The sequence below is a fragment of the Mesoterricola sp. MK458 genome, from assembly GCF_055384935.1.
Genome location: NZ_AP045075.1, coordinates 2,934,902 through 2,958,384, shown reverse-complemented (window position 1 = coordinate 2,958,384; position 23,483 = coordinate 2,934,902). Strand labels below are relative to the sequence as shown.

At 69.6% G+C, this 23,483-nt stretch carries 16 protein-coding genes; 7 read left to right on the top strand and 9 right to left on the bottom strand.

Annotated elements, in window-relative coordinates:
- Positions 1 to 69: 69 nt before the first annotated feature.
- A complete protein-coding gene (ggt, locus tag ACZ5LB_RS12730; RefSeq protein WP_464602600.1) occupies positions 70 to 1,764 on the bottom strand; it encodes a gamma-glutamyltransferase in 1,695 nt (564 codons plus the stop codon).
- A 220-nt stretch (positions 1,765 to 1,984) separates the two neighbouring features.
- Between ggt and ACZ5LB_RS12725 the strand changes: the two genes are divergently transcribed.
- Positions 1,985 to 4,321, top strand: coding sequence for a PAS domain S-box protein (locus ACZ5LB_RS12725; protein WP_464602599.1), 2,337 nt, complete (start codon positions 1,985 to 1,987; stop codon positions 4,319 to 4,321).
- On the opposite strand, the gene ACZ5LB_RS12720 is transcribed toward ACZ5LB_RS12725, so the two are convergent.
- From ACZ5LB_RS12720 to ACZ5LB_RS12705, 4 genes are read right to left on the bottom strand one after another with little or no spacing between them, the layout of a single operon-like run.
- Entirely contained in the window at positions 4,322 to 6,028 is a 1,707-nt protein-coding gene (locus ACZ5LB_RS12720) for an FAD-binding oxidoreductase (RefSeq protein ID WP_464602598.1), read from the bottom strand.
- Positions 6,018 to 7,583, bottom strand: coding sequence for an FGGY-family carbohydrate kinase (locus ACZ5LB_RS12715; RefSeq protein WP_464602597.1), 1,566 nt, complete (start codon positions 7,581 to 7,583; stop codon positions 6,018 to 6,020). The genes ACZ5LB_RS12720 and ACZ5LB_RS12715 overlap by 11 nt, the downstream gene beginning before the upstream one ends.
- A gap of 10 nt (positions 7,584 to 7,593) precedes the next feature.
- Positions 7,594 to 9,276 carry a glycerol-3-phosphate dehydrogenase/oxidase gene (locus tag ACZ5LB_RS12710; protein ID WP_464602596.1) on the bottom strand — a complete coding sequence of 561 codons (1,683 nt, stop codon included), beginning with the start codon at positions 9,274 to 9,276 and terminating at the stop codon, positions 7,594 to 7,596.
- The gene (locus ACZ5LB_RS12705; protein ID WP_464602595.1) at positions 9,273 to 10,007 is read right to left on the bottom strand and encodes a GntR family transcriptional regulator; all 735 of its coding nucleotides are present in this window, start codon (positions 10,005 to 10,007) and stop codon (positions 9,273 to 9,275) included. Before ACZ5LB_RS12705 ends, ACZ5LB_RS12710 begins: the two co-directional genes overlap by 4 nt.
- Before the next feature lie 118 nt (positions 10,008 to 10,125).
- On the opposite strand from ACZ5LB_RS12705, the gene ACZ5LB_RS12700 reads away from it, so the two are divergent.
- Complete coding sequence (locus tag ACZ5LB_RS12700) at positions 10,126 to 11,148, top strand: DUF2804 domain-containing protein (protein ID WP_464602594.1); 1,023 nt, start codon at positions 10,126 to 10,128, stop codon at positions 11,146 to 11,148.
- 3 nt (positions 11,149 to 11,151) lie between these two features.
- On the opposite strand, the gene ACZ5LB_RS12695 is transcribed toward ACZ5LB_RS12700, so the two are convergent.
- Together ACZ5LB_RS12695 and ACZ5LB_RS12690 are read right to left on the bottom strand one after the other, a co-directional pair.
- Positions 11,152 to 11,706, bottom strand: coding sequence for a YtfJ family protein (locus tag ACZ5LB_RS12695; RefSeq protein ID WP_464602593.1), 555 nt, complete (start codon positions 11,704 to 11,706; stop codon positions 11,152 to 11,154).
- Positions 11,703 to 12,467, bottom strand: coding sequence for an alpha/beta hydrolase (locus tag ACZ5LB_RS12690; protein ID WP_464602592.1), 765 nt, complete (start codon positions 12,465 to 12,467; stop codon positions 11,703 to 11,705). The genes ACZ5LB_RS12695 and ACZ5LB_RS12690 overlap by 4 nt, the downstream gene beginning before the upstream one ends.
- 234 nt (positions 12,468 to 12,701) lie before the next feature.
- Between ACZ5LB_RS12690 and ACZ5LB_RS12685 the strand changes: the two genes are divergently transcribed.
- From ACZ5LB_RS12685 to ACZ5LB_RS12675, 3 genes are read left to right on the top strand one after another with little or no spacing between them, the layout of a single operon-like run.
- Positions 12,702 to 14,153, top strand: coding sequence for an OmpP1/FadL family transporter (locus ACZ5LB_RS12685; protein WP_464602591.1), 1,452 nt, complete (start codon positions 12,702 to 12,704; stop codon positions 14,151 to 14,153).
- 16 nt (positions 14,154 to 14,169) lie between these two features.
- Positions 14,170 to 16,638, top strand: a complete 2,469-nt coding sequence (locus tag ACZ5LB_RS12680; protein WP_464602590.1) for a bifunctional metallophosphatase/5'-nucleotidase — start codon at positions 14,170 to 14,172, stop codon at positions 16,636 to 16,638.
- 56 nt (positions 16,639 to 16,694) lie between these two features.
- Positions 16,695 to 17,492 (top strand): SDR family oxidoreductase, encoded by a 798-nt coding sequence (locus ACZ5LB_RS12675; RefSeq protein WP_464602589.1) that lies wholly within the window; start codon positions 16,695 to 16,697, stop codon positions 17,490 to 17,492.
- Between the two features lie 388 nt (positions 17,493 to 17,880).
- On the opposite strand, the gene ACZ5LB_RS12670 is transcribed toward ACZ5LB_RS12675, so the two are convergent.
- A complete protein-coding gene (locus ACZ5LB_RS12670) occupies positions 17,881 to 18,441 on the bottom strand; it encodes a hypothetical protein (RefSeq protein ID WP_464602588.1) in 561 nt (186 codons plus the stop codon).
- A gap of 120 nt (positions 18,442 to 18,561) precedes the next feature.
- Here ACZ5LB_RS12670 and ACZ5LB_RS12665 point away from each other — a divergent pair, with 120 nt between their 5' ends.
- Positions 18,562 to 20,982, top strand: coding sequence for a DUF5916 domain-containing protein (locus ACZ5LB_RS12665; protein ID WP_464602587.1), 2,421 nt, complete (start codon positions 18,562 to 18,564; stop codon positions 20,980 to 20,982).
- A 4-nt stretch (positions 20,983 to 20,986) separates the two neighbouring features.
- On the opposite strand, the gene ACZ5LB_RS12660 is transcribed toward ACZ5LB_RS12665, so the two are convergent.
- Positions 20,987 to 21,556, bottom strand: a complete 570-nt coding sequence (locus ACZ5LB_RS12660) for a thioredoxin family protein (RefSeq protein ID WP_464602586.1) — start codon at positions 21,554 to 21,556, stop codon at positions 20,987 to 20,989.
- Between the two features lie 187 nt (positions 21,557 to 21,743).
- Here ACZ5LB_RS12660 and ACZ5LB_RS12655 point away from each other — a divergent pair, with 187 nt between their 5' ends.
- Positions 21,744 to 23,342 carry a methyl-accepting chemotaxis protein gene (locus ACZ5LB_RS12655; protein ID WP_464602585.1) on the top strand — a complete coding sequence of 533 codons (1,599 nt, stop codon included), beginning with the start codon at positions 21,744 to 21,746 and terminating at the stop codon, positions 23,340 to 23,342.
- Positions 23,343 to 23,483 lie beyond the last annotated feature (141 nt).

The following is a 23,483-nucleotide window of genomic DNA, read 5'->3' as shown; positions in this document are numbered from 1 at the left end:
ATCCGAAGCGCGTCGAGCGAAGTACCCATAGTGCGCCGGATCGGCCCTTGACGCCAGTCCGCCGGGCCCTCAATAGCCCGAGGCCTGCCCATCCTTCCGGCTTTCGCTGGCTCCGAAGTACACCTTGCTCGCGGGGTCCCGCCGGATGCCCTGGTAGCCGCCGTAGCCCCCCAGCATCCAGGCCACGCCGTGGCCCATGTCCATGAGCTGGCGCACGGTCTCCAGGGGGAAGCCGCTCTCCAGCTGCACGGTGCCGGGCAGATGGCCCTTCTCGCCCGTGGGCTCGGGGGAACCCTCATGGGCCCAGCGGGGGGCGTCACCCGCCTCCTGGACGCCCATGCCGAAGTCCACGATGTTCATGACGATCTGCACGTGGCCCTGGGGCTGGAACTCGCCGCCCATGACGCCGAAGCTCAGGAAGGGCTCGCCGCCCTTGGTGACGAAGGCCGGGATGATGGTGTGGAAGGGGCGCTTGCCGGGGGCGTAGGTGTTGGCCTGGCCGGGTTCGAGGCTGAAGAGCTCCCCGCGGTCCTGCAGGCAGAAGCCCAGGTCCCCGGGCGTCATGCCGCTGCCCATGCCCCGGTAGTTGCTCTGGATGAGGCTCACCATGTTGCCTTCGGCGTCGGCCACGGTGAGGTAGACGGTGTCGCCGTCCTTCAGGGCGGGGTTGCCGGCCTCCAGGCGCCGGGAGGCCCGGTCCTCCCGGATGAGGGCCCGGCGCTGCGCGGCGTAGTCCTTGGAGAGAAGGCCCCGCACCGGCACCTTCACGAAGTCGGGGTCGGCGTAGTACCGGGCCCGGTCCTCGAAGACCAGCTTCTTGGCCTCGGCCACCAGGTGCAGGTGCCGGGGGCTTCCGAAGGGGATCTTCGAGAAATCGTAGCCTTCCAGGATGTTCAGCATCTGGAGCGCGGCGATGCCCTGGCCGTTGCCGGGCAGTTCCCACACGTCGTAGCCCCGGTAGTTGACGCTCACGGGGTCCAGCCAGTCCCCGTGGTGGGAGGCCAGGTCCTCGTAGCCCAGGAAGCCGCCCTGGGCCTTCATGTAGGCGTCGATCTTCCGGGCGATGGCGCCCTTGTAGAAGGCGTCCCGTCCGCCCTCGGCCACCTCGGCCAGGGTCCGGGCCAGCCGCGGGTTCCGGAAGATCTCGCCGGAAACGGGGGCCCGCTGGCCGTCCACCGAGAAGGTCTCCCGGAAGCCCGGGAACCGGCCCAGGGAGTTCATGCTGCGCCCCATGTAGTAGGCGATGAGCTCGGACACGGGGAAGCCCTCCTCGGCGTAGCGGATCGCCGGGGCGAGGACGGTCTTCATGGGCAGCTTGCCGAAGCGGCCGTGGAGCATGAACCAGCCGTCCACCGCCCCGGGCACCGAGACCGGCAGGGGTCCCGTGGGGGGGATGTGCTTGAGGCCCAGCTTCTGGAAGTGCTCCAGGGTGAGCGACCGGGGTGAGCGGCCGCTGGCGTTCAGCCCGTGGAGCCTGCGGCTCCGGGCGTCCCACACCAGGGCGTAGAGATCCCCGCCCATGCCGGCGCCCGTGGGCTCCATGAGCCCCAGGGCCGCGTCGGCGGCGATGGCCGCGTCCACCGCCGAGCCCCCCGCCTTGAGGATGTCCAGGGCGATCTGGGTCACCAGGGGCTGGCTGGTGCAGGCCATGCCGTGCCGGGCCGCCACCTCCGACCGGGTGGCGAAGGCGCGCCCGGTGACCCGGTCCGCGGCGAAGGCGGTGCCCGCGAGGCAGAGGCTGAGGAGCAGCGGAGTCCATCGCATGGGTATACCTCGTGAAAAGATAGCTAACCGTACCGGAACGGCGGGGGACCCGTCCAGGACCAAGTGGGGGCACGGCCCCACCCGCCGGCCGGAACGGTCCGGGAGCCTGGGCGGGCGGGTGCGAAATGAAATTGGGACGCAGGGTCGTTCAGGAGTAGAATCCCTGGCCTGGAGGACCCTTCCGGCCCTATCGCACATGGGGGCGAGATAGGAAAAATCGATGGTATCGCTGCTGTCGCCACGCTGGAAATGGATGCCGTACGGCCTCGGGGCGGGTCTGGTGATCCTCGCCGCCCTGGTCCGGATCTGGCTCCTGCCCGCACTGGGGGAGCGTCTCGCCTGGCTGACGTTCTATCCCGCGGTCATCGTCGCGGCCCTGTACGGGGGAATGCGGGCGGGCCTCGCCGCCACGGCCCTCTCCTGCGCCGCGGTCCTGTGGGGATTGCCCCGCCTGGGGGGACTGGTGCTGGTCCGGGACGCCCCGGGGTTCCTGGGCATGGGGCTCTTCGTCATGGTCACCGCCGTCCTGGCCTATCTGTCGGAGGCCTCGGGACGCAGCCGGCATCGCCAGAGGGGGGCCGAGGCCGAGCGGGAGCGCTTCTTCTCCCTGTCCCTGGACATGCTTTGCATCTCCCACGCCGACGGCTACTTCAAGCGCCTCAGCCCCGCCTTCACGGAGACCCTGGGCTGGAACCTGGAAGAGCTGCTGACCCGGCCCTACCTGGACTTCGTGCACCCCGACGACCTCGCCTCGACCCTGCGGGAGGTGGAACGCCAGGTGCGCCGCGGGGAGAAGGTGCACACCTTCGAGAACCGCTACCGCCACAAGGACGGCTCCTGGCGGTGGCTTTCCTGGCGCTCGGTGCCCGAGCCCGACGGCTTCATGTACGCCACCGCCCGGGACGTCACCGCCCTCAAGGACGCCGAGGCGGCCCTGCGCCTGAGCCAAGGGGCCCTGGTGGAGAGCGAGCATCTCCTGCGCTCCCTCAATTCGGACCTGGAGCGCCGCGTCGAGGCCCGCACCGCCGAGGTGCGCCAGGCGCTGGCGACCCTGGACGCCACGGAGGACGGCGCCTTCGTCTTCGAGCCGGGCAGCCTCAGGTTCACCTACGTCAACGAAGGGGCCGTGCGCCAGACGGGGTACACCCGGGCCGAGCTGCTGGGCAGGAGCGCCCCGGACCTCCTGCCCCAGGGCGAGGTCGCGGACTTCAAGGCGGCCCTGGGCCAGTTGGCGGCGGGCGAAGCCCAGTCCCGCCAGCTCACCACCACCCACCGGCACCGGGAGGGGCGCGAGATCCCCGTGGAGATCAACGTCCAGTACATCGCCCCCGCCAGGGGCGAGCCGCGCTTCATCTACGTCGCCCGGGACATCACGGAGCGCCAGATCCAGGATCGCGCGGCCCACCGGTCCCAGCGCATCGAGGCGCTGGGGACCCTGGCCGGCGGCGTGGCCCACGACCTGAACAACGCCCTCACCCCCATCCTCATGGGCGTGGAGGCCCTGAGGGAGCAGTATCCCGACGCCCCGCCCGGGATCGTGGACCTCCTGGAGGCCAGCGCGAAGCGCGGCGCCGCGCTGGTGCGCCAGCTTCTGGCCTTCGCCAAGGGGACCGAGGGGGCCAAGGAACCCATCCTGACGCATCCGCTCCTCTCGGAGCTCGCCAACCTCCTCCGGAGCACCTTTCCCAAGAACGTGCAGGTGGCGGTGAACGGCCCGGAGGACCTGCCTCCGGTGTGGGGGGACGTCACCCAGGTCAACCAGGTGCTCCTGAACCTCTGCGTCAACGCCCGGGACGCCATGCCCAACGGGGGAAGGCTGACCCTCCAGGCCCGGGTGGCGGAGGTCACCGGCCCGGTGGCGGACGCCCTTCCCGCCTCCCGGCCGGGCACCTTCCTCGTGGTGGACGTGGAGGACACCGGCACCGGCATCCCCCCCGAGATCCTCTCCAGGATCTTCGACCCCTTCTTCTCCACCAAGCCCCTCGACCAGGGCACGGGCCTGGGGCTTTCCACGGTGGTGGCCATCCTCAAGGGCCACGAGGGCTTCCTCCAGGTGAGGACCGAACCGGGCCTGGGCTCCACCTTCCGGATCCACCTCCCCCTGGCCCGCCCCGGCTTCTCCGAATGGCGGGCTCCCGCGCCCGGGGACGAGCTTTCCGGGGAGGGGCGCACCCTCCTGGTGGTGGATGACGAGCCCGGGGTGCTCACCATGGCGGGCATCGTGCTCCGGCGCATGGGCTTCGTGGTGGTGACGGCCGTGGACGGCGTGGACGGCCTCATGCGTGCCGAGGACAACCGAACGTGCCTCCAGGGCGTGATCACCGACCTGCACATGCCCGCCCTGGACGGCCTGGACTTCGTGCGCTCCCTGAGGCGGCTCCTGCCCTCCCTGCCCATCATCGTCTCCAGCGGCCGCCTGGAGGACAAGGACCAGGAGGCCTTCCGGGAACTGGGGGTGGGCGGATTCCTGGACAAGCCCTTCTCGGAGGGACAGATCCGTTCCGTCCTGCGCGCCCAGGGCCTGCTGGGGCGGGACCGGAAGGACCAGAAGGTCTAGCTACCGCCGCCGCGCCTCTGGCAGGTCCAGGCCCAGGGTGCCTCCGGGGTTCAGGATGCCGCCGGGGTCGCAGTGGCGCTTGACGGCGCGCAGCAGGTCCATGTGCGCCGGGCCCAGCTGGCCCTCCAGCCAGGGCGCGGTCATGCGCCCGATGCCGTGGTGGTGGCTGAGCGCCGCGCCCTGGGCGCGGATGGTGTCCAGGATGCCGGCCTGGTAGGCCAGGTAGTCCGGGATGGCGTCCATGCGGGTGATGAAGATGAAGTAGAGGTTGGCGCCCTGGGGGTAGCAGTGGGACATGTGCGTCATGCACACGGTCCCGGGCCGGGCCTTGCAGAAGGCGCGCACCTCCCGGTGCACCCGCTCCAGGCCGTCCCAGGTCACCGAGCACTCCAGGGTGTCGGTGAGGATGCCGAAGTCCTGCAGGTCGTCCCGCAGGTAGGGGTCCCGGAACCGTCCGTGCTCCCAGGCCCGGGTCACCAGGCCCGTGGTGGGCAGGGCGCCGAAGCCCCTGGCGATGCGGCCCACCGCCCTGCGGACGTTCCGGGCGTAGCCCTTCTCGCCGTCAGCGGTGCCCAGCAGGAGGCAGCGCCGCCCCGGACGCAGGCCCCAGAGGCCCAGCAGCGCCTCGGTGGCGGGGCGCTCCACGCCGTAGAGCTTGAGGGCCACGTCCGTCTCCTCCGGATCCGAAAGGCGGAAGACGGAGGGGAACCCGGCCTCGCCCTGGAGGATCTCCCGCGCGGCGCGGCACGCGCCGGGCCAGTCGGGGAACATGTAGCCGAAGCGCAGGCGGTTTTCGGGCAGGTGCCGGAAGACGCGGAGGGTCACCTCCGTGACGATGCCGAAGACGCCCTCGCTGCCCAGGAGCAGCTGGTCCAGGTCCGGACCGGTGGCCGCCGCGGGATGGCTGGCGGTGCGCAGGACGCCCGCGGGGGTCACGCACTCCTGGGCCAGCACCAGGTCCTCGATCTTGCCGTAGTAGGTGGAGTTCTGCCCGGCGCCCCGGGTCACCGCCCAGCCGCCCACCGTGGAGAACTCGAAGGATTGGGGAAAGTGGCCGCAGGTGTAGGGCCGGGAGGCGCCGAAGAACCCCGGCGCGCGGTTCAGGAGCATCTCCAGCTCGGGGCCGTACATCCCCGCCTCGACGGTGATGGTCTGATTGGCCTCGCTGAAGGCGACGACCTTGTGCATGTGGCGGGTGAGGTCCAGGGAGACCCCGCCCCGGGGGCACTCCAGGCCCCGGGTCACCGACGATCCGCCGCCCCGGGCCGTGAGGGCGATGCCCCGGTCCGCGCACATCGCCACGATGTGCGCCACCTCGTGACGGTTGCGGGGGAAGAGCACGGCGTCGGGAAGGTTCTCGGCGAGGCCCTCCCGCAGGCGCATGAGGTCGAGCATGGTCTTGCCGGTGGCGGCCCTGAGCCGGGAGAGGCCGTCCGTGGCGACGCCGCCCTCGCCCAGGAGGGACCGGAAGGACGCCAGGTCCCCGGCCGGGAGGCCGCAGGGGAGGTCCACCTCCACCGGCCCCGTCCCGGTGCGCACCGGCGCCCGGAAATCGGCGTCCTCCATGGCGAAGGACGCCTTCATCAGGTCCAGGAGCCTGGGGTTGGGATGCTTGAACTCGCCCGGAGCGCCCCACTTGAAAAGGGAGCGCCAGGAGCCCGGGGGGGGCGCTTCGTGGATCCAGGGGGGCTGGGGGTCAGTCTTCATCGGAGGCCTTCGCGGGGTAGTTCACGATGGACCGGATCTCCTGGTACAGGGGCTTGAGCCGGGCGTAGAGCCTGCGGTAGACCCGGCGGTAGAGCCGGTCGTAGAGCTCGGCCTCCGCGGGCCGGGGGCGGTAGACGCGGCCGTGGCGGACCATGGCCGCCACCGCCCCCGGCAGGTCCGGGTGGAGGCCCACGCCCACGGCGGTGATGGCTGCGGCGCCCAGGCCCGCGGTCTCGAAGGTCTCGCCCGAGGTGAGCTCGCGGCCGAGGATGTCGGCGGTGAGCTGGCAGATCTCCCGGGACTGGGTGGCCCCGCCCGAGATGCCGATGCGGGTGATCCGCCTGCCTCCGGCCTTCTCGATGCGCTCCAGGCCCTCCCGCAGGCCGAAGGCCAGGCCCTCGAGGAAGGAGCGGTAGATGTAGCCCCGGGTGTGCACGTCGCCGAAGCCCACCATGGCGCCCTTGGTGCCGGGCAGCTTGAGGCTGGGGCCCCAGTGGGGCAGGGTGATCAGCCCCATGGACCCCGCGGGCACCTCCCGCAGGAACCGGTCGAGGATCTCTTCGGGCGCCACGCCGGCCTCGGCAGCCTCGCTCACCTCCACCGGTGCGAGCTCGCGCTTGAACCAGGAGATCATCCAGTAGCCCCGGAAGATCTCCACCTCGGGGTTGTGGTGGCCGGCCACGGCGGCGGGGTAGGGGGGCATGAAGGCCACCGGCTCGAAGTACCGCGGGGACGTGGCCTGCACCGTGGCGGTGGTGCCCAGCGAGAGGCTGGCCATCCCCTCCGCCACGCAGCCGATGCCCACGGTTTCGGCGCCCTTGTCCGAGGCGCAGGCCACGACGGGAAGGCCCTCGGGAAGGCCCGTGGCCCGCGCGGCCTCGGCCGTGACGGTGCCCAGGATGGACCCCGCGGGCACCAGCTCCGGGAGCAGGGCGCGGTCGATGGGAAAGAGGAGGGCGGGCAGCTCGCCCTTCCGGGCCCAGCGCATCTTTTTGTAGTTGAAGGGGATGTGTCCGATCTGGCTGGCCACGGAGTCCCGGTAGGCCCCGGTGAGCCGGTGGTTGAGGAAGCCCGAGACCTGGAGCACCTTGGTGGTGCAGGCCCAGATTTCGGGCTGCTCCTGGCGCACCCAGCTGGCCCGGCATTCCTTCTGGGTCTTCTGGACGGCCTCCAGCATGCCCACGGCCCAGAAGGCCAGGCGCTTGAACCAGACGGGGCGGTACACGGCGCGGGCCTTGCGGGTGTCCAGCCAGGTGATGGCCGGGCGCAGGGGTACGCCCTCCCGGTCCAGGAACACCAGGGTGTCCCGCTGGGTGGTGACCCCCACCCCGCGAACCGCGTCGAAGGCCTCCCGGGCTTCCAGCTTGAGGGTGCCCACGGCCTTGCACAGGCTCTTCCAGTAGAGCTCGGCGTCCTGCTCCGCCCAGCCCGGGCGGGGGCTCTGGTAGGGCTCGTAGTCGATCTTTACCTTGCGCAGGAGGGTGCCGTCCTTGGCGAAAAGCATGGCCCGCAGGCTCTGCGTTCCGCAATCCAGGGCCAGAAGCGTGTCGTCCATGGGCTTCCTGCTAGAAGAAAATCGTCTTGCGGATGTAGTCCAGGTAGGCGGCGATCTCCCGCTGGGTGCGCGCCCCGTCCCAACCGTAGTAGCCCGCCGCCACCGCCGCAACCCTGGAGGCCAGCGTCTCCTGGAGGCGGTGGGAGACCGTGAGCTGCATCTCGGTGCGGCGAAGCATCAGGTCCATGAGGGTGGGGGCGTTCTCGAAGTCCAGGATGTGGCGGAGTTCGGCCGCGCAGAAGGGGTGGCCCTCCAGCAGCGGCAGCCCGGAAGGGGGGTCCGCCTTCACCTCGGCCAGGATGGCGACCGCCCCGTGGCCGTACTGCTGGTGGAGGTGGCGCAGGGTGTCCTCGGGGACGAGGCCCGCAAGGCCCAGGCCGGCCAACGCCTTCCCGAAGGCCTCCCAGGTGACGCCGGCCTTCAGGGGCCGGCGGCTGAAGTGCCGGCCCTTCTCCCGGCCCCGGAGGGGGCGCAGGTAGCCGTTGCGCGAGCAATGGCTCAGCACGTCCCAGCCCATGAGCCGGAAGGTCGTGAGCTTGCCCCCTGCGATGGCCACCACCCCGGTGCCCGGGTCCCGGATGACGTGCCGGCGGGACACGGCCGAGGCGTCGCCGCCCCCGTCCTTCACCAGGGGCCGGATGCCGGCGTAGGTGGAGAGGATGTCGTCGTAGGTGATGCCGGCGCCGGGGAAGCGGATGTTGACGGTGCGCAGGAGGTAGTCCGCGTCCTCCTTCGTGCAGAAGGGCGCGTCCAGGCTGCCCTGGTAATCCGTGTCGGTGGTGCCGATGAGACTGATGCCGCCCCGGCGCAGCACGAAGAAGTTCCGCCCGTCGTCCAGGGAGCGGAGGATGAAGGCCTCCCGGTTGCCCAGCCTGGCGTTGGGGATGGCCAGATGCACGCCCTTGGTGGGCCGGATCTCCGGGCCCGCGAGTTCCCCGGTCCAGATGCCCGTGGCGTTGACCACGCAGCCCGCCTTCACGGTGAAGACCCGGTCCGAGAGCCGGTCCCGGATCTCCACGCCCCGCACCTTGCCGTCTTCCACGAGGATGCCCGAGGCCTCGGCGTAGTTCAGGGCCACGGAGCGCCCGCCGCTGGCGTCCCGGGCTTCCTTGAGCACCTCCACCACGAGCCGGGCGTCGTCCACGTTGGCGTCGTAGTAGAGGCCCGCCAGGACCATGCCCTCGGTGCGCACGCCGGGCTCGCGCGCCTTGAGCTGGGCCGGCGTGAGGATGCGGTGCCGGCGGATGCGGTAGCGGGAGAAGGCGTTGGAGACCAGGTCGTAGAGGCGGAGCGCCGCCTTCACCCGGCCCGGGCTGTCCTTGCTTCCCAGGTAGGCGCAGTAGTGGAAGCCCAGGGGGCGCACCAGGTTGGGCAGGGCCGTGAGGAGCCAGTTCCGCTCCGTGGTGGACTCGCGCACCAGCTTCCACTCGCCCTGGGCCAGGTAGCGCATGCCCCCGTGCACCAGCTTGGAGGAGCGGGAGGAGGTGCCGAAGGCGAAGTCCTCCTTGTCCACCAGGAGGAAGGTGATCCCCCGCAGCGCGGCCTCCCGGGCGATGCCGGCCCCGGTGATGCCGCCGCCCACGATCACCAGGTCGAAGTCCAGGGTGGCGGCCCGGTCCAGGGCGCCCGGGCGCTCCAGGGCGGACCAGGCCAGCCCCGCGCCCGCGGTGTGGAAGTCGTCGGCCCGGCTCACAGGACCCCCTCCCCGGTCCTGCCGGGCAATTGGATGAATTCCAGGGGATGGAGGTCGGTGCGGAGGGTGAAGCTCACCGCGTAGTAGACCTCCCGCTTCAGCACCAGGGCCCGCTCCACCCGGATGGCCTGGCGGCTGCCCAGGGCCCGGGCGGCCTCGCGCTCCTCCTTGATGCGGAAGTCCAGGGCATGGAACCGGTTGCGCACCCGGTCCGGGACCAGGCCGAAGCGCCCGCCCATGAGGCTGTGGAGGGACCCGGAAAAGTCCGCCCCCTCGATGCCGGGGAAGTCCGCCTCCCGGAAGTAAGAGGTCTCCACGGCCAGCACGTCGCTGCGCACCAGGCGCAGGCGCTTGACCTGGAAGACCCGGGGGTTCCCCTCGAAAAAGCCCCGGAGGAACGGGCTCGAGATGCGCTCCGGGGTGATCCAGGCCGCCTCCAGCACCGAGTTGCGCACCGGGTGGCGCGTGCGGGCCAGTTCCTCGGTGATGGAAAGGGTGCCCGAGAGCGGGTTGAAGCTCACGGGCGCCTCCACGAAGGTGCCCTTGCCGTGCATGCGGTAGATGAGGCCTTCGGCCTCCAGCATCCCCAGGGCCTTGCGCACCGTCTCCCGGCTCGCGTCGAAGAGCTTCACCAGTTCGGGCTCCGAGGGCAGGCGGTCCTCCCAGGCGCCGTCGGCGATCCGGGCGCGCAGGGCGTCCCGGATGGTGGCGGCGAGGGTCTTCCTGATCATGGCCGTGGACTCCCTGGAACTTGTACGGACAACTGTTGTATAGACAAGTTAATCCCTTCCGGGATTCCGTCAATGGGTTTGCCCCGGCGGGGCGTAGACTGGGGGAAAAGGGTCCACCATGCACACGCTCATCGGGGAGAACGGCAAGGTCGGCTACGGCTGCCTGGACGGGCCCGTGCGCTTCAACCCCGAGGCATTCGCCCTGCGTACCTTCTTCGGGCGCAGGGCGGGCGCCCTTCGCCGGCGCATGGCCCTGGGGGCCTTCAGCTACCTGGGCATCCTGGGGGACGGCTGCCTCGCGGGCCTGGCCGCGGTGCGCCTGGGGTACGTGGCCAACGTCTTCGGATTCCTCTTCGACTTCCGCACCGGGGAGCTGTGGGAGCGCTCCGTGAAAACCCTCCCGGGCCGCCTGGACTTCCCCCTGGACCCCGACGAAGGCGCCATCCGCTACCAGGGCCGCGCCTGCCGCCTCCGCCTGGCCAAGTCCCACGGCCAAGGGCTCCTGGAGGTGGAGGCGAGCTTCGGCGGGCGCCTGGAGGTGAAGGGGCGCTTTCCCTTCGGTTTCGCGAAACGGCCGCTGCGGGTGGTGAACCCCAGCTGCGGAGATCCCAACCGGTTCACCTTCACCGAGAAGTGCGCACCCCTCCTGCCGGAGGCGCTTTCCGTGACCTTCGACGGCGTGGAACGGGCGGGACCCCTGGACCGGGCCGCGGCCGTGTACGACTGGTCCGCGGGGTTCTTCAACCGCCACAGCAACTGGCTCTGGTCCGCCCTGGCGGGGATCCTCCCGGACGGCACCTCCGTGGGGGCCAACTTCGCCGCCCTGGTGAACGAGTCCTTCTACCCGGAGAACGCCTTCTGGGTGGACGGCAGGCGGACCCGCCTGGCCCAGGTCATCTTCGACTACGACCCCGCCGACCCCCGGGGGGAGGACTGGCGCATCTTCACCGAGGACGGCCAGGTGGAGCTGCGGTTCCGGCCCCTGGGGGAACGGGGGGAGCGGACCCGGCTGCCCTTCTTGAGGGTGAATTTCCGGCAGTTCTTCGGGGAGTACACGGGCTGGCTGCGGGACCCCGGGGGGCGCTCGGTGCGCCTGGACCGGATGCGGGGCGTGGCGGAGATCCACCTCTCGGTCTGGTGAGGCCTACTCCAGCCGGGCCCGGATGAGCGCCACAGCCGTGCGGATCTCCTCCGGCGAGAGCCTGCCTTCCTTGAAGAAGAGCACCGTCCCGTCCCGGTCCACCACGATCACCGCCGACTGCCCCGGCCGGAGGCCCCAGGCGGCGCGGGCGGCGCCCTTCTCGTCGGCCACGAAGAGGGCGTAGGGGGTCTCCCGCTGGTTCTTCTCGAGCCGGCTGACTCCGATGCCGTGGGTGACCCAGTTGGCCTCGGCGAGGTTCAGGACGGTGATGGTCTTGTAGGGGCTGTCCGGGAGGGTCTCGGGGAGCCGCGCGGCGATGAGGGCGTCGATGTAGGCCTTGTTGACGTCGTCGATGCCCATGCGGGCGGCGAGGTGGTAGATGGTGAGGACCCGGCCGAAGGCGGCCGAGGCCTTCCACGGGCGGTAGGAGATGGCCCTGCCGTCCAGGTTCATGACGCCCTTGTCGGCCACCTGGGCCTCCGGGAGCTTCTGGCCCACCGTGACGCCGGCCAGGGCCGGGGCGAGGGCGAGGACGGCGAAGGCGGCGGCGCGGATCATTCGGCCTCCCTTGTCAGGCGCGTGAAGAAGGCGATGCATCTGTCGGCGATGAACTCCCGGTCGTGGTCCAGGGTGGCCACGTGGTAGGAGTGTTCCAGCCACACCAGCTCCTTGTGGGCCGAGCCCGCCTCCCGGAGCGTGATGGGGGCGTTGCGGGCCGGCAGGACGTGGTCCTCCCGGGACTTGAAGACCAGCAACGGCTGGCGGAGCCGGGGAAGGTCGGCCCGGGTCTCCCGGGCCAGGCGGTACACCTGCTCCACGCCGGCGGTGGGGGTGCGGTCGCAGGCGGGTTCGCTGATGCCGGCGTCCAGGATGTCCGAGGCGATGGAAGGGGTGGAGCGCACCAGGTGCTTGAGCAGGAAGGCGAAAGGGACCAGGGGGTTGCCGAAGACCAGCGCGTGGTTGACCACCGCGACCCCGCGGATTTCGGGATCGCCCTGGGCCAGGCGCAGGGCCAGCGTCCCCCCCATGGAGAGGCCCGCCACGAAGACGATGCGGCTGCGCGCCTTGAGGCGCCCAAGGGCCTCGCGCAGGTCCCGGAGCCAGTCCTCCCGCGTGGCCTTGGCCAGTTCTCGCCACTGGGGGCCGTGGCCCGTGAGGCAGGGGCACTCCACGTTGAAGCCGGCCTCGGCCAGGCGCCGGGCCAGGGGGAGCACGCTGGCGGGGCCGCCAGTGAACCCGTGGGAGACCAGCACCCCGGCTTCCGATCCTGGGTAGGCGGAGTAGGGTTGCCAGGCGGATCCGGGATCGCGCGTCGCCATGGTGCCTCGCTGTTTGGAGTCCATCCGGATTCTGGAAGCTGCGGGCGGACGGCGTCAAGCTGAAATGCCTCGGTTTAGAAAGCCTCCCCCAACAAAGGTTTGACGGGCGGTTCGGGCGGGACTAGCATCCACCCAACCACGCGTTTTTCCATGTCCTTCCATCGACAGGCTTCGGGCTGCCCCGACCTGAGACTGCATTCCCCGGACCATCCGGATCCCCCCAGGAGGTTGCCCATGAAGAGAGGCCTGCTCTTTACCTCGCTGATCCTCGGCCTGATGCCTCCGGCGGCGGCCGGCGGGATCTTCTACAACAGCAACCAGAGCGCGGAATACATCCGCATGTTCGATCGGAACAGCGCCATCGACAACGCGGACATCGTCTACTACAACATGGCCGGGACCCCCAGGCTCAAGGCGGGCTGGACCTTCAACTTCAGCGACCAGATGATCTTCCAGAAGGCCACGGTGCGCACCATCGGGAACCCGGCGGTGGGGGACAAGACCTACACGTCCGACAACCCGGTCCTCATCGTCCCCAATTTCTACCTGGCCTACAGGAAGGACGACTGGTCGGCCTTCCTGGGCGTGGAGACCCTCGGGGCCACCGCCATCCGGGAATGGAAGGGCGGGCTGCCCACCCTGGACCTCATGGGCAAGCAGCTGGCGGGCTACGGCCAGACCGAGTACTCCCAGGTCATCGGCGCCGACGCCATCGCCGCGGCGCTCGCCGCCGGCGCCACCCCCGCCCAGGCGCAGGCCGCGGGTCTGGCGGCGGGCCTGGGAACCACCTATTTCCCGTCCAACTCCTACCTGAAGGGCTCCTCTGCCTACATCGCCGTGCGGGTCGGCGGCGCCATCCAGGTCAACCCGAGGTTCTCGGTGGCCGCGGCGGGGCGCTTCGTGACGTCCCAGCAGGGCACCGTGGGCAGCGTGGACGGGTACTGCACCTACAACCAGTTCAACCACGACCTGAGGACGCACAACCGCCTGGTCATCGACAAGGTGGACAAGGCCACGGGATTCTCGGCCGAATTCGGCCTCAACTACTATCCCAACGACAAGGCGGTGGTGAACCTCACGTACGAGATGGGCACCTCGCTCAACTTCAAGACCACCGTGCACGACGGCAAGGACGGCGGAGGCCTCTTCAAGGACGGCGCAAAGGCCCACCTGGACCTGCCCCAGGTGGTGCGCCTGGGCTTCGGCTACCAGCTGACGCCGGCCCTGCGGCTCTCCATGGGCGCCAACGCCTACCTGGAAAAGAACGTGGACTTCAGCATGCTCGACAACGCCCAGTTCGGCGTCAAGGCCTCGGAGGCCTACCGGAACACCTACGAGGAGTCAGCGGCCTTCGAGTACCAGGTCAACGACCGGTGGCTGGTGAGCTTCGGGATCAACCTGAACCAGATCGGCCAGCGCCCGGCCTCCACCATGGACATCAGCGTTCCGGGGGCGCACGCCAACTACATGTCCGAGGGCCTCGGGTTCCAGTACGCGGCCACGAAGCGCATGAAGGTCAACGTGGGCCTGGCCCACACGGCCTTCCAGAACAAGTACACCAACGCGGACGCCGGGGACCGCCAGCTGGCGGCCTCCTACGCCGCGCAGGGCGTCACCATCGCTCCGACCAAGGAATACAACAAGTCGTACTTCATCCTCGCCATCGGCGTGGATTACCACTTCTAACGGACAGGAGCCATCCATGCCAAGGAATGCTATTTCGCTGGCCGCCGGGAGCATCCTCACCGTACTGCTCGTGGGCTGCTCGCTTTCCTCCCCCGACAAGATGCCGCCGCCGGAGCCCCTGGCCGCGGATGCCAAGGTCATCATCCTGCAGACCACGGACGTCCATGACCATGCCAACGGCCTGGGGCCCGTGTCCGCCACCAGCCCGGGCCCCGTGGGCTCGTATGCGCGGGTGGCGAGCTACGTGAATTCCGTGAGGGCCGGGGCCCCCTCCGGCACCTCCGTGGTGCTGGTGGACTCGGGCGACTGGAGCATGGGCACGCTGTATGACCTCACCCTCGGCGCCCAGCCCCTGGCCACCTTCTTCATCGACACGCTGCGCTACGACTGCGTGACGCTGGGCAACCACGAGTTCGACTACACCCCCCTGGGCCTGGCCACCGCCCTCGCCCAGTCCCAGGCGAAGTTCGGCTACCACACCCCCATCGTCGCCTCCAACACCGTGCTCAACGGCAACAAGGACCTGGCCCCCTACATGGGCACGGCCATCACCCCCACCTACACCAAGACCTACTCCTCGGGGCTCAAGGTCGGCTTCATCGGCCTCATGGGCACCGAGGCGGCCGCCGCGGCCCCCGCCTCGGCTCCGGTGACCTTCACCGACTACGGCCGGAACTACGCTTCCGTGCAGGCCCTGGTGGACGACCTGCGCACCGCCCAGGGCTGCCACGTGGTCGTGGCCCTTTCCCATGCCGGGACCGATTCCTCCAACATCGACGCCGTCACCGGCGAGGACGTGAACCTGGCCAGGAACACCACCGGCATCGACGTCATCGCCTCCGGCCACACCCATAACGCCTTCCCGGACGCCAAGGCCAGCTTCGCCCAGAAGTCCGTGGTGGCGGGCAAGACGTGGACCACCCAGATCATCTGCGCCGGCGCCTACTCCACCAACGTGGCGCGCATCGACCTCACCTACAACTTCGCCTCCCGGACCACCACCGTCGTCTCGGCCTCCAACAAGGCCATGACCGACGCGAACCTCACGGCCCTGGCGGTCGACCCCGTGCGCGACCCCGCCCAGACGGTCTTCGTGGCCCAGGCGGACGCGCAGCTCAACTACGGGCTGGGCACTCTGTTCACGACTCTGTTCGGCTCGCAGCCGGGCTACGTGTTCAATCCCACCGACCTGTCCACGGGCATCTACAAGGTCGTGGGCACCACCCCCCAGGACATGCGCTCCAACGACCAGAACCCCGTGCGCTGCCCCAACGGCCTGGGCGACCTCGCCGCGGATTCGGTGCGCAACGTTCCCAACGCCATCATCTCCGCGGCCATCGCGGGAACCATGACGAAGTACTCCATGACCCAGGCCGAGGCCGTCGCGGCCCTCCAGGCCGGGGGCTACGACCCCACCCCCTACACCGCCGGGGTGGTGGCTTCGGGCGTCATCCGGGACCACCTGGCCGCCGGGCCCATCACCTTCGCCAATGCGTACAACGTGCTGCCCCTGGGCATCTCGCCTGACACCACCCAGGCCATCCCGGTGGGCTACCCCCTCATGTCCATCTACCTGACCACAGAGGACCTCCGGAAGGTATGCGCCCTCCAGCTCCTGAGCCAGTGCAACCTCACCCCCTCGGACTACTACCTGAACCTCTCGGGCCTGGGCTACGCCCTGGACGGCCCCGGGTCCTACCTCTACTTCAAGTACGCCACCGCCGCCGCGGTGCTCTCCGTGGTCCAGGCCAAGGCCGCCACCGTTCCCGCCGCGGGCACCGCCTACCAGGCCCTGGCCACCCTGGGCGCCACCGGCGATCCCACCGCGCTCCTCACCGCCATGGCCGGGGGCAACGCCTACGCCACGGCCATGGCCGCCCTGAACGACCCCGCCGCGACCCTCACCCAGGCCCAGATCACCACGAACCTCCAGGTGCTCGGGGACGTGGCCGCCAAGGGCGCCGCCGACGCCGCCACGGGCGGCATCACCCTCAACACGAAGATCTTCGACATGGCCATCGGCGCCATCGGTTCCATCTCGGCCTTCGCCGCCGCCGACGCCACCTGCACGGGCCCCACCGCCTTCGACCTGGCCGCGGCCACCCGGTACCGGGTTGCCGGTGACCTCTACGCCGTGCTGATGATGGGCGCGGCGAAATCCAAGTTCGGGGTGGACATCACCGCCTACGCCAAGGGGACCGCGGGGGACGCCACCACGGTCTCCTCCGCGAACCTCGCGGCGGCCCTGAACTACCGGATCAACGCGGGCGGGCCCGTGACGCCCCTGGTGGAACTCAAGGAATGGATGGCCCTGGTGCAGTACATCGGCGCCCTGGGCGGCACCATCCCGCCCCACTACCTCTCCACCGCGAACTTCTCGGACTTCGCCGTGGCCGGGCGCTGGGGCGCGGCCGTCACGGTCCGGAACCAGTCCTATCCCATCGGATCCATCGCCGCGATGATGACGACCCTCGCGGGTCTCTGATCGGCCACGGGGCCGGGGGGCCCAGGCTCCCCCGGCCCTCCTTCCGTGGAGTCCCCATGACCCGCCTGCGCGGTTCCCATGTGCTCATCACCGGCGCCGCCAGCGGCATCGGCCGCCTCATGGCCCAGGAAGCCCGGGTGCGCGGGGCGCGCCTGACGCTCCTGGACCGGGACGAGGCCGGCCTGCGGGCCGTCCTGGAGGAACTGGGCGGCGACACCGCCGTCTTCGCCGTGGACCTTTCCGACCGGGCCCGGATCCAGGCCACGGCGGAAAAGGTCCTCAAGGCCCGGGGACCGGTGGACGTGCTGATCAACAACGCGGGCATCGTCACGGGCAAGCCCATCCTGGAATGCTCCGACGAGGCCATCGAGCGCACCTTCCAGGTGAACACGCTGGCCCTGTTCTGGATGACCCGGGCCTTCCTGCCGGCCATGATCGCCCAGGGCCGGGGCCACCTGGTCACCGTCGCCAGCGCCGCGGGCCTCTCGGGCACCTCCCGCCTCACGGACTACTGCGCCTCCAAGTTCGCCGCCGTGGGTTTCGACGAGTCCCTGCGCCTGGAGCTCAGGCGCCTGGGCCACCCCATCCGCACCACCGTGGTCTGCCCCTACTACATCGACACCGGCATGTTCCGCGGCGTCAAGACGCGCTTCCCCTGGCTCCTGCCCATCCTGGACCCCGCCTACGCCACCTTCCGGATCCTGGACGCCATCGAGCGCAACCGCGCCCGGCTCATCATGCCGCGGTTCGTGGTGGCCGTGCTCATGATCAAGTTCCTGCCGCCCCCGATCTTCGACGCCATCACCGGGTTCTTCGGGGTGAACCGCTCCATGGATGAATTCAAAGGACGCTAGGTTGGGATCCCTGGGCGGAAGTGGGTTCTACCCGATCGGCTCGGGGCATGGGGGATCCAAGGATTGCTCTTTGGCATGGCACGCACGCGTTGCGCCACTACAACCAGGGAAAAAGATCAAACGCAGAGGCGCTGGGGACTCGCTGGGGCGCTGGGGGATCAGCCTCTGGTGTGAACGATCTGCTCCACCTTCTTTTCCCAGCGCCTCTGCGAGCCCTCTGCGCCCCAGCGTTTATTCTTTTCGATGATCCTGCCGGATCGCCACGGCCTGGCCGGTAACAGCTTCAACCAGATTCCTGCCATCGTCCCCCCGAGGTGCAAATCCCGGTTCACGACGATTAAGCCATGATTACTACTTACCGATTTATTTCCCTTTTAGGTGCCGATTCCTACCTGGGCCAAAGCCACCCGAAGGCCCCGGCCGTGAGCAGGCCGTAGATGAGGCCGTCGGCCAGTTCCTTGAGCGTGACCTTCCAGGGCTTGCCGAACCAGATGGAACCCTGGACGCTCCCGGCCGCGTACGCCAGGAAGGCCACGGTGCCCGCCACCCGGAACACCTGGAGGTAGGGGGTGCCGGGGGCCAGGGTGCGGGAGGCGACGTAGGCCACGCAGAAGGACACCCCGAGGGTGTACAGGAACCACTTGCCCAGGTAGCTGCCCATGTTCGGGACGCCGGGGGCGGTGAGGACCAGGAACCCCATGGGGCCCTCCTCGTACTTCCGCTTCATCTCGTCGGTACCCATGGCCTTGGGGTCGCCGCAGAAGGGCAGGGCGTACTGGCCGGGGCCGGGGGAACCCTTGCGGATGGCCGCGCGGAGGCCCTCCTCGTCCGGATGGGCCCGGTAGTCGGAGTTGTGCCACTTGAGGGCCATGTGCACCAGGCTGCTGCCCAGGAAGACGAAAACGGCCGCCAGCAGAATGGGCAGCCAAAGCTGGGTGAGGGATACCATCAGCGACCTCCCGGAAAGTTGGAAACCATCATAGCCACCGTGTTTACCTTTTTTGCTACGATTACAAACGGGATCAGCGGGTCTTTTGGTCGTGCGGTCCCTTCCTATGTGAGAGCGTCCATGAATCCTTGCTCGCCCGTCATCCCTCTGCGCCTTGCGCGGTGGGCGGCGCTCGGGTGGATGGTCCTGGGGCCGGCCCTGGGGGCGGCCGGGCTGGAAGCGGTGCGAACCACGGGGCGCATCCGCCTGGAGGGCGGCATGGGCGAGCCGGACTGGGACCGGGCCCCGGCCGCCACGGGGTTCCGCACCTCCTGGCCCGACTTTGGCCAGGACGCGGCCACCCCCACGGAGGTCAAGGTCCTCTACGACGACCAGTTCCTTTACGTGGGCGCGCACATGGGCCTGCCCCGGGGCACGCGCCCCGTGCGTCGGCTGCACCGCCGGGACCAGGAAAGCACCAGCGACTGGTTCGGGGTCTACATCGACAGCAACCGGGACCGGCGCACCGCCTTCGGCTTCCTGGTGAACGCCGCCGGCGTGCAGCGGGACGCCATCTACGCCGGGGATTCCATCTCCGGCGATTCCAGCTGGGACGCGGTGTGGGAAAGCCGGGTGAAGGCGGGTCCCGGGGGATGGACCGCCATCCTCAAGATCCCCCTCTCCGTCCTGCGCCTGCGCACCGGGGGCAACGAGGTGTGGGGCATCAACTTCAGCCGCACCGATTCGGGCGCCATCCGGGAGTCCAGCTACTGGGACCTGCCCCCCCGGGGGGAGAACGCCTTCGCCAGCCGGTTTCCGGACCTCACGGGCATCAAGGGGGTGGCGCCCCAGCCCCGCCGGGAATGGATCCCCTTCTTCACCTACACGGACAAATTCAAGACGGCCAATTCCTTCGATGACCGTGGCCGCAAGGGGAACGTGGGCCTGGACGCCCACCTGGGCCTGACCTCCGCCTCCCAGCTGGACCTCACCCTGCGCCCGGACTTCGCCCAGGTGGAGGTGGACCAGGCCGTGCTGAACCTGTCCACGGTGGAGACCGTCTTTCCCGAGAAGCGCCCCTTCTTCCTGGAAGGCATGGAGATCTTCCAGTTCCCCGGCGTCCGGCTCTTCTACAGCCGCCGCATCGGCCGGAGTCTCGTCGATCCCACCCTGGACGACGGCCAAACGCTCGTGAACGGGCCGGCGACCGCCGAGATCGCGGCGGCGGCGAAATACACGGCCAAGCTGGACACGGGCCTTTCGCTGGGCGCGCTGGCCGCGGGGGTGGAGAACGCCCGGGGCACCGTGGAAAACGACGACGGAAGCCTCCTGGGCCGCTCCATCTCCCCCTATGCCACCTACGGGGTCGTCCGGGCCCAGCAGAAGGTGGATGGCCGCGGGAGCACGGTGGGCGCCTTCGCGTCCCTGGTGCGGGAGGCGGACCCCGCCGGGCGCAGCGCCAAGGTGGGGGCGGTGGACGCCGTCCTCAAGAGTTCCGACCGGGGGTCCGCGCTGGAGATGAGTGCCGCCTGGAGCCAGGCGGGAACCCGCGGGGCGGAGGCCACCGGGTCCTGGCAATACGCCCGGTACCTCAAGCGCTGGGCCTCCGGCTGGCGCATGGAGGTCAACGGGGACAATGCCAGCCGCGGCTTCAATCCCAACGATCAGGGCTACCAGGCCAGGGCGGACGAACAGCGGATCTACGCCGGCGTGGTCCGCCATTGGGACGAGCGGATCGGCTCCATGCGGAACTGGGAATGGGGCCTGGACTTCTCGTACGCCCGGGACCAGGCCGGACGGGTCTTCCAGCGGACCGCCAGCACCTGGGCCAGCACGGATTTCACCAATTTCTGGGCTGTGTGGGGCAACGCCCATGTGGCCCTGCCCGTGGACGACGACCGGGAGCTGCGCACGTACTCGGATCCCGTGAAGAAATACCTCCACCGGGGCTCCATCCCGGGCCTGGGCCTGGGCTTCGACACGCCCGGGAACCGGCCGTGGTACGTGCGCATCACCGCCAACCGCACCTTCTGGCCCGACGGCCCCACCTCCGACGCGGGATGGTACCAGTCCATCAAGCTCGGTCCCGCCATGGAGATCCAGTCCGACACCACCGTCACGCGCAACGAGGGCGAGCTGCGCTACCTGGAGACGCAGGGCACCACCCCGGTCGTGGGGCTCCGGCGCATGTCCCAGTTCAACGAGACCCTACGCCTGGCCTACGCCCTGAGCCCGAACCTCAGCGTGCAGGTGCTGGGGCAGTGGCTCCTGGCCAACTGGGAGTTCCGGGATCTCCAGAGCTACGTGGACGACGCGACCCTCGCCCCCGGCGCCTCCAGCGCCACCACCAGCTTCTCGGACCGGGTGTGGAATGAGAATCTAATTGTCCGCTGGGAATTCAAGCCGGGATCCACCTTGTTTTTCGTATACACCCACGGGGTGGCCACGGACGCGCTGATCAACGACCGGGGAAGCCTCAGCCCCCGCAACGACGTTGCCGTGCTCTCCCGGCTGCCCTCGGACGACGCCATCCAGGTGAAGGTGAGCTGGTTGTTCCGCTAACCCTCTAGGGCTCCGAACAGGCGGCGATTTCCAACAGGGCCATGAGTTCCCGCTGGGTTTCCCTGCCTTCGGGGTCGGCCTCGTAGCGGGCGGAGACCTTCTTCCGGGCCGCGGCCACGTCGCCGCAGGCCTTGCCCCGGGCGATGAGGTCGCGCAGGGCTGCGGGCATGGGGCCCCAGTTGCCGCATTCGGCCCAGGACTCGGACAGGAAGACGAATTTCGGGATGGCCTCCCCGCCGTTGGTGAGGAACCGCGCGAAGACCTCCGGGTGCTGGCCGCGGGAGACGTAGCGCACCTGGAGGGCCGGCGCGGCCTGGGCCATGCGCTGGAGCACCGGCACGTGCCGCACCACGTCGCCGCACCAGTCCTCGGCGATGGCCACGACGCGCACCGGCCGTGCCAGGGCCGCCAGGAACCCCCGCACGTGGGGCTCCAGGGCCCGGGCCCCCAGGAGCTCCTCCATGCGCGCGCGGTTGGCGGGGACGGTACCGGTGGTGATCCATTGGGAATAGGGCATGCCGGATTCGAAGATGGCTTTCCAGTCCAGGGTGGGAAGGATGGGTGGCATGGGCATGGTCGGCCTCCTGGATCCATCTTGCCCCATTTCCGGGTCCCCGCCGGCCCTTCAACGGGGTGGAGAAAACCGGAATAAAGAATTCCAGGAAGCCTGCCGATGTATGAATTACGGATTACATAACCCAGTTCCCGTCCGGAATCCGGCCGGTGGCTGGAGGACTGCACGCTTGCGAAAGGGGTATGCCATGGGCCTGTTTTCGAACCTTCGCGTCGCCGGGAAGCTGAGTATGGGATTCGGCCTGCTCCTCGCGCTGATGGTGGCCACGATCCTGGTGGACAACCGGAAGATGGCCGCCATGGAGGCGCAGACCGCGGAGATGTTCCGGGTGAACCAGGCCGCGGCGGCCGCGTCCCAGGCCATGATCATCTCGGCCGACCGCATGCGGGTGGCGTACCGGGACATGGTCATCGCCCGGGAGGCCGCCGCCTACGAACGGGGCAAGGGGCTCTACCGGAAGGCCCGCGAGGGCTACGACGAGGCCGAGGCCCGCCTGGCCCGCGTCAACGAAGGCCGCAAGGGGCGGATTCCCGCGGCCGAGCAGGAGATCCTTACCCGCGTCCGCGCCAGCCGGGTGGAAGCGTACCCGGCCATCGACCACCTCATGGAACTCATGGGCAAGCCTGGAAAGGTGGAGGCCGGAGACTTCATCCTCGGGACCCTGCGTCCCATCTATGGCGGCTGGATGCAGGCCCTGGACGACCTGGGCGCCCAGTTGGCGCAGCAGAACGCCGCCAAGGCGGCCGCCATCGAGACGGCGGTGGTCCAGGCCCAGCGCCTTCAAGTGATCCTCCTCCTGATAGGCCTGGCGGCCGGGACGGTCGCGGCCTGGCTGGTGACCCGGAGCATCACCCGGAGCCTGGGCGGCGAGCCCTCCTATGCCGCCGACGTGGTTCGGCGGGTGGCGGACGGGGATCTCACGACCACCGTGGAGGTGGATCCCCGGGCCAAGGGCAGCCTGCTGCTGGCCATGCAGGAGATGGTGGGGCGGCTGGGGGGGGTCATCGGCCAGGTGCAGGAGGCCTCCCGGTCCCTGGCGGGGGCGTCGGAACATCTGAGTTCCACGGCCCAGGCCCTGAGCCAGGGCGCCAGCGAACAGGCCGCGAGCGTGGAGGAGACCAGCGCCTCGGTGGAGCAGATGAGCGCCTCCATCGCCCAGAACAACGAGAATTCCAAGGTGACCGGGGATCTGGCCGCGCGCACCGCCCAGGAAGCCCGGGAAGGGGGCAAGGCCGTGAGGGAGACGGTGGGGGCCATGAAAGAGATCGCCCAGAAGATCGCCATCATCGACGACATCGCCTACCAGACCAATCTGCTGGCCTTGAACGCGGCCATCGAGGCGGGCCGGGCCGGGGAGCACGGACGGGGCTTCGCGGTGGTGGCCGCGGAAGTGCGCAAGCTGGCCGAACGGAGCCAGGTGGCGGCGGAGGAGATCAGCGGGCTCGCCACGGGCAGCGTGGATCTGGCCGAGCGGGCCGGGCACCTCCTGGACACCATCGTCCCTTCCATTCAAAAGACGAGCGATCTGGTGCTGGAAATCGCCGCCGCCTCCTCGGAGCAGAACGCCGGGGTGGGCCAGATCAACGGCGCCATCGGCCAGATCAGCCAGGCCGTCGCCCAGAATGCGGCGGCCTCCGAGGAACTGGCCTCCACCTCCGAGGAGGTGAACGCCCAGGCCATGGAGCTCCAGTCCACCATGGCCTTTTTCCGCCTCGCGGAAACGTCAGGGCCGGCTGGCCAGGGCAGGGGGAACGGTCCGGCCCGGGCCGGGACCGGCCGGTTCTGATTCGTATTTGATGTTTTCAATAAAGAACCTTTTTATTGGGGCTTGCAGGTGGCCGGGAAGCGTGCACAATCCACACCAATCTCACCCTCCCACAGGATTTACCGATGACTCCTTACACGGTGTCGATCGTCCCATCCCCCA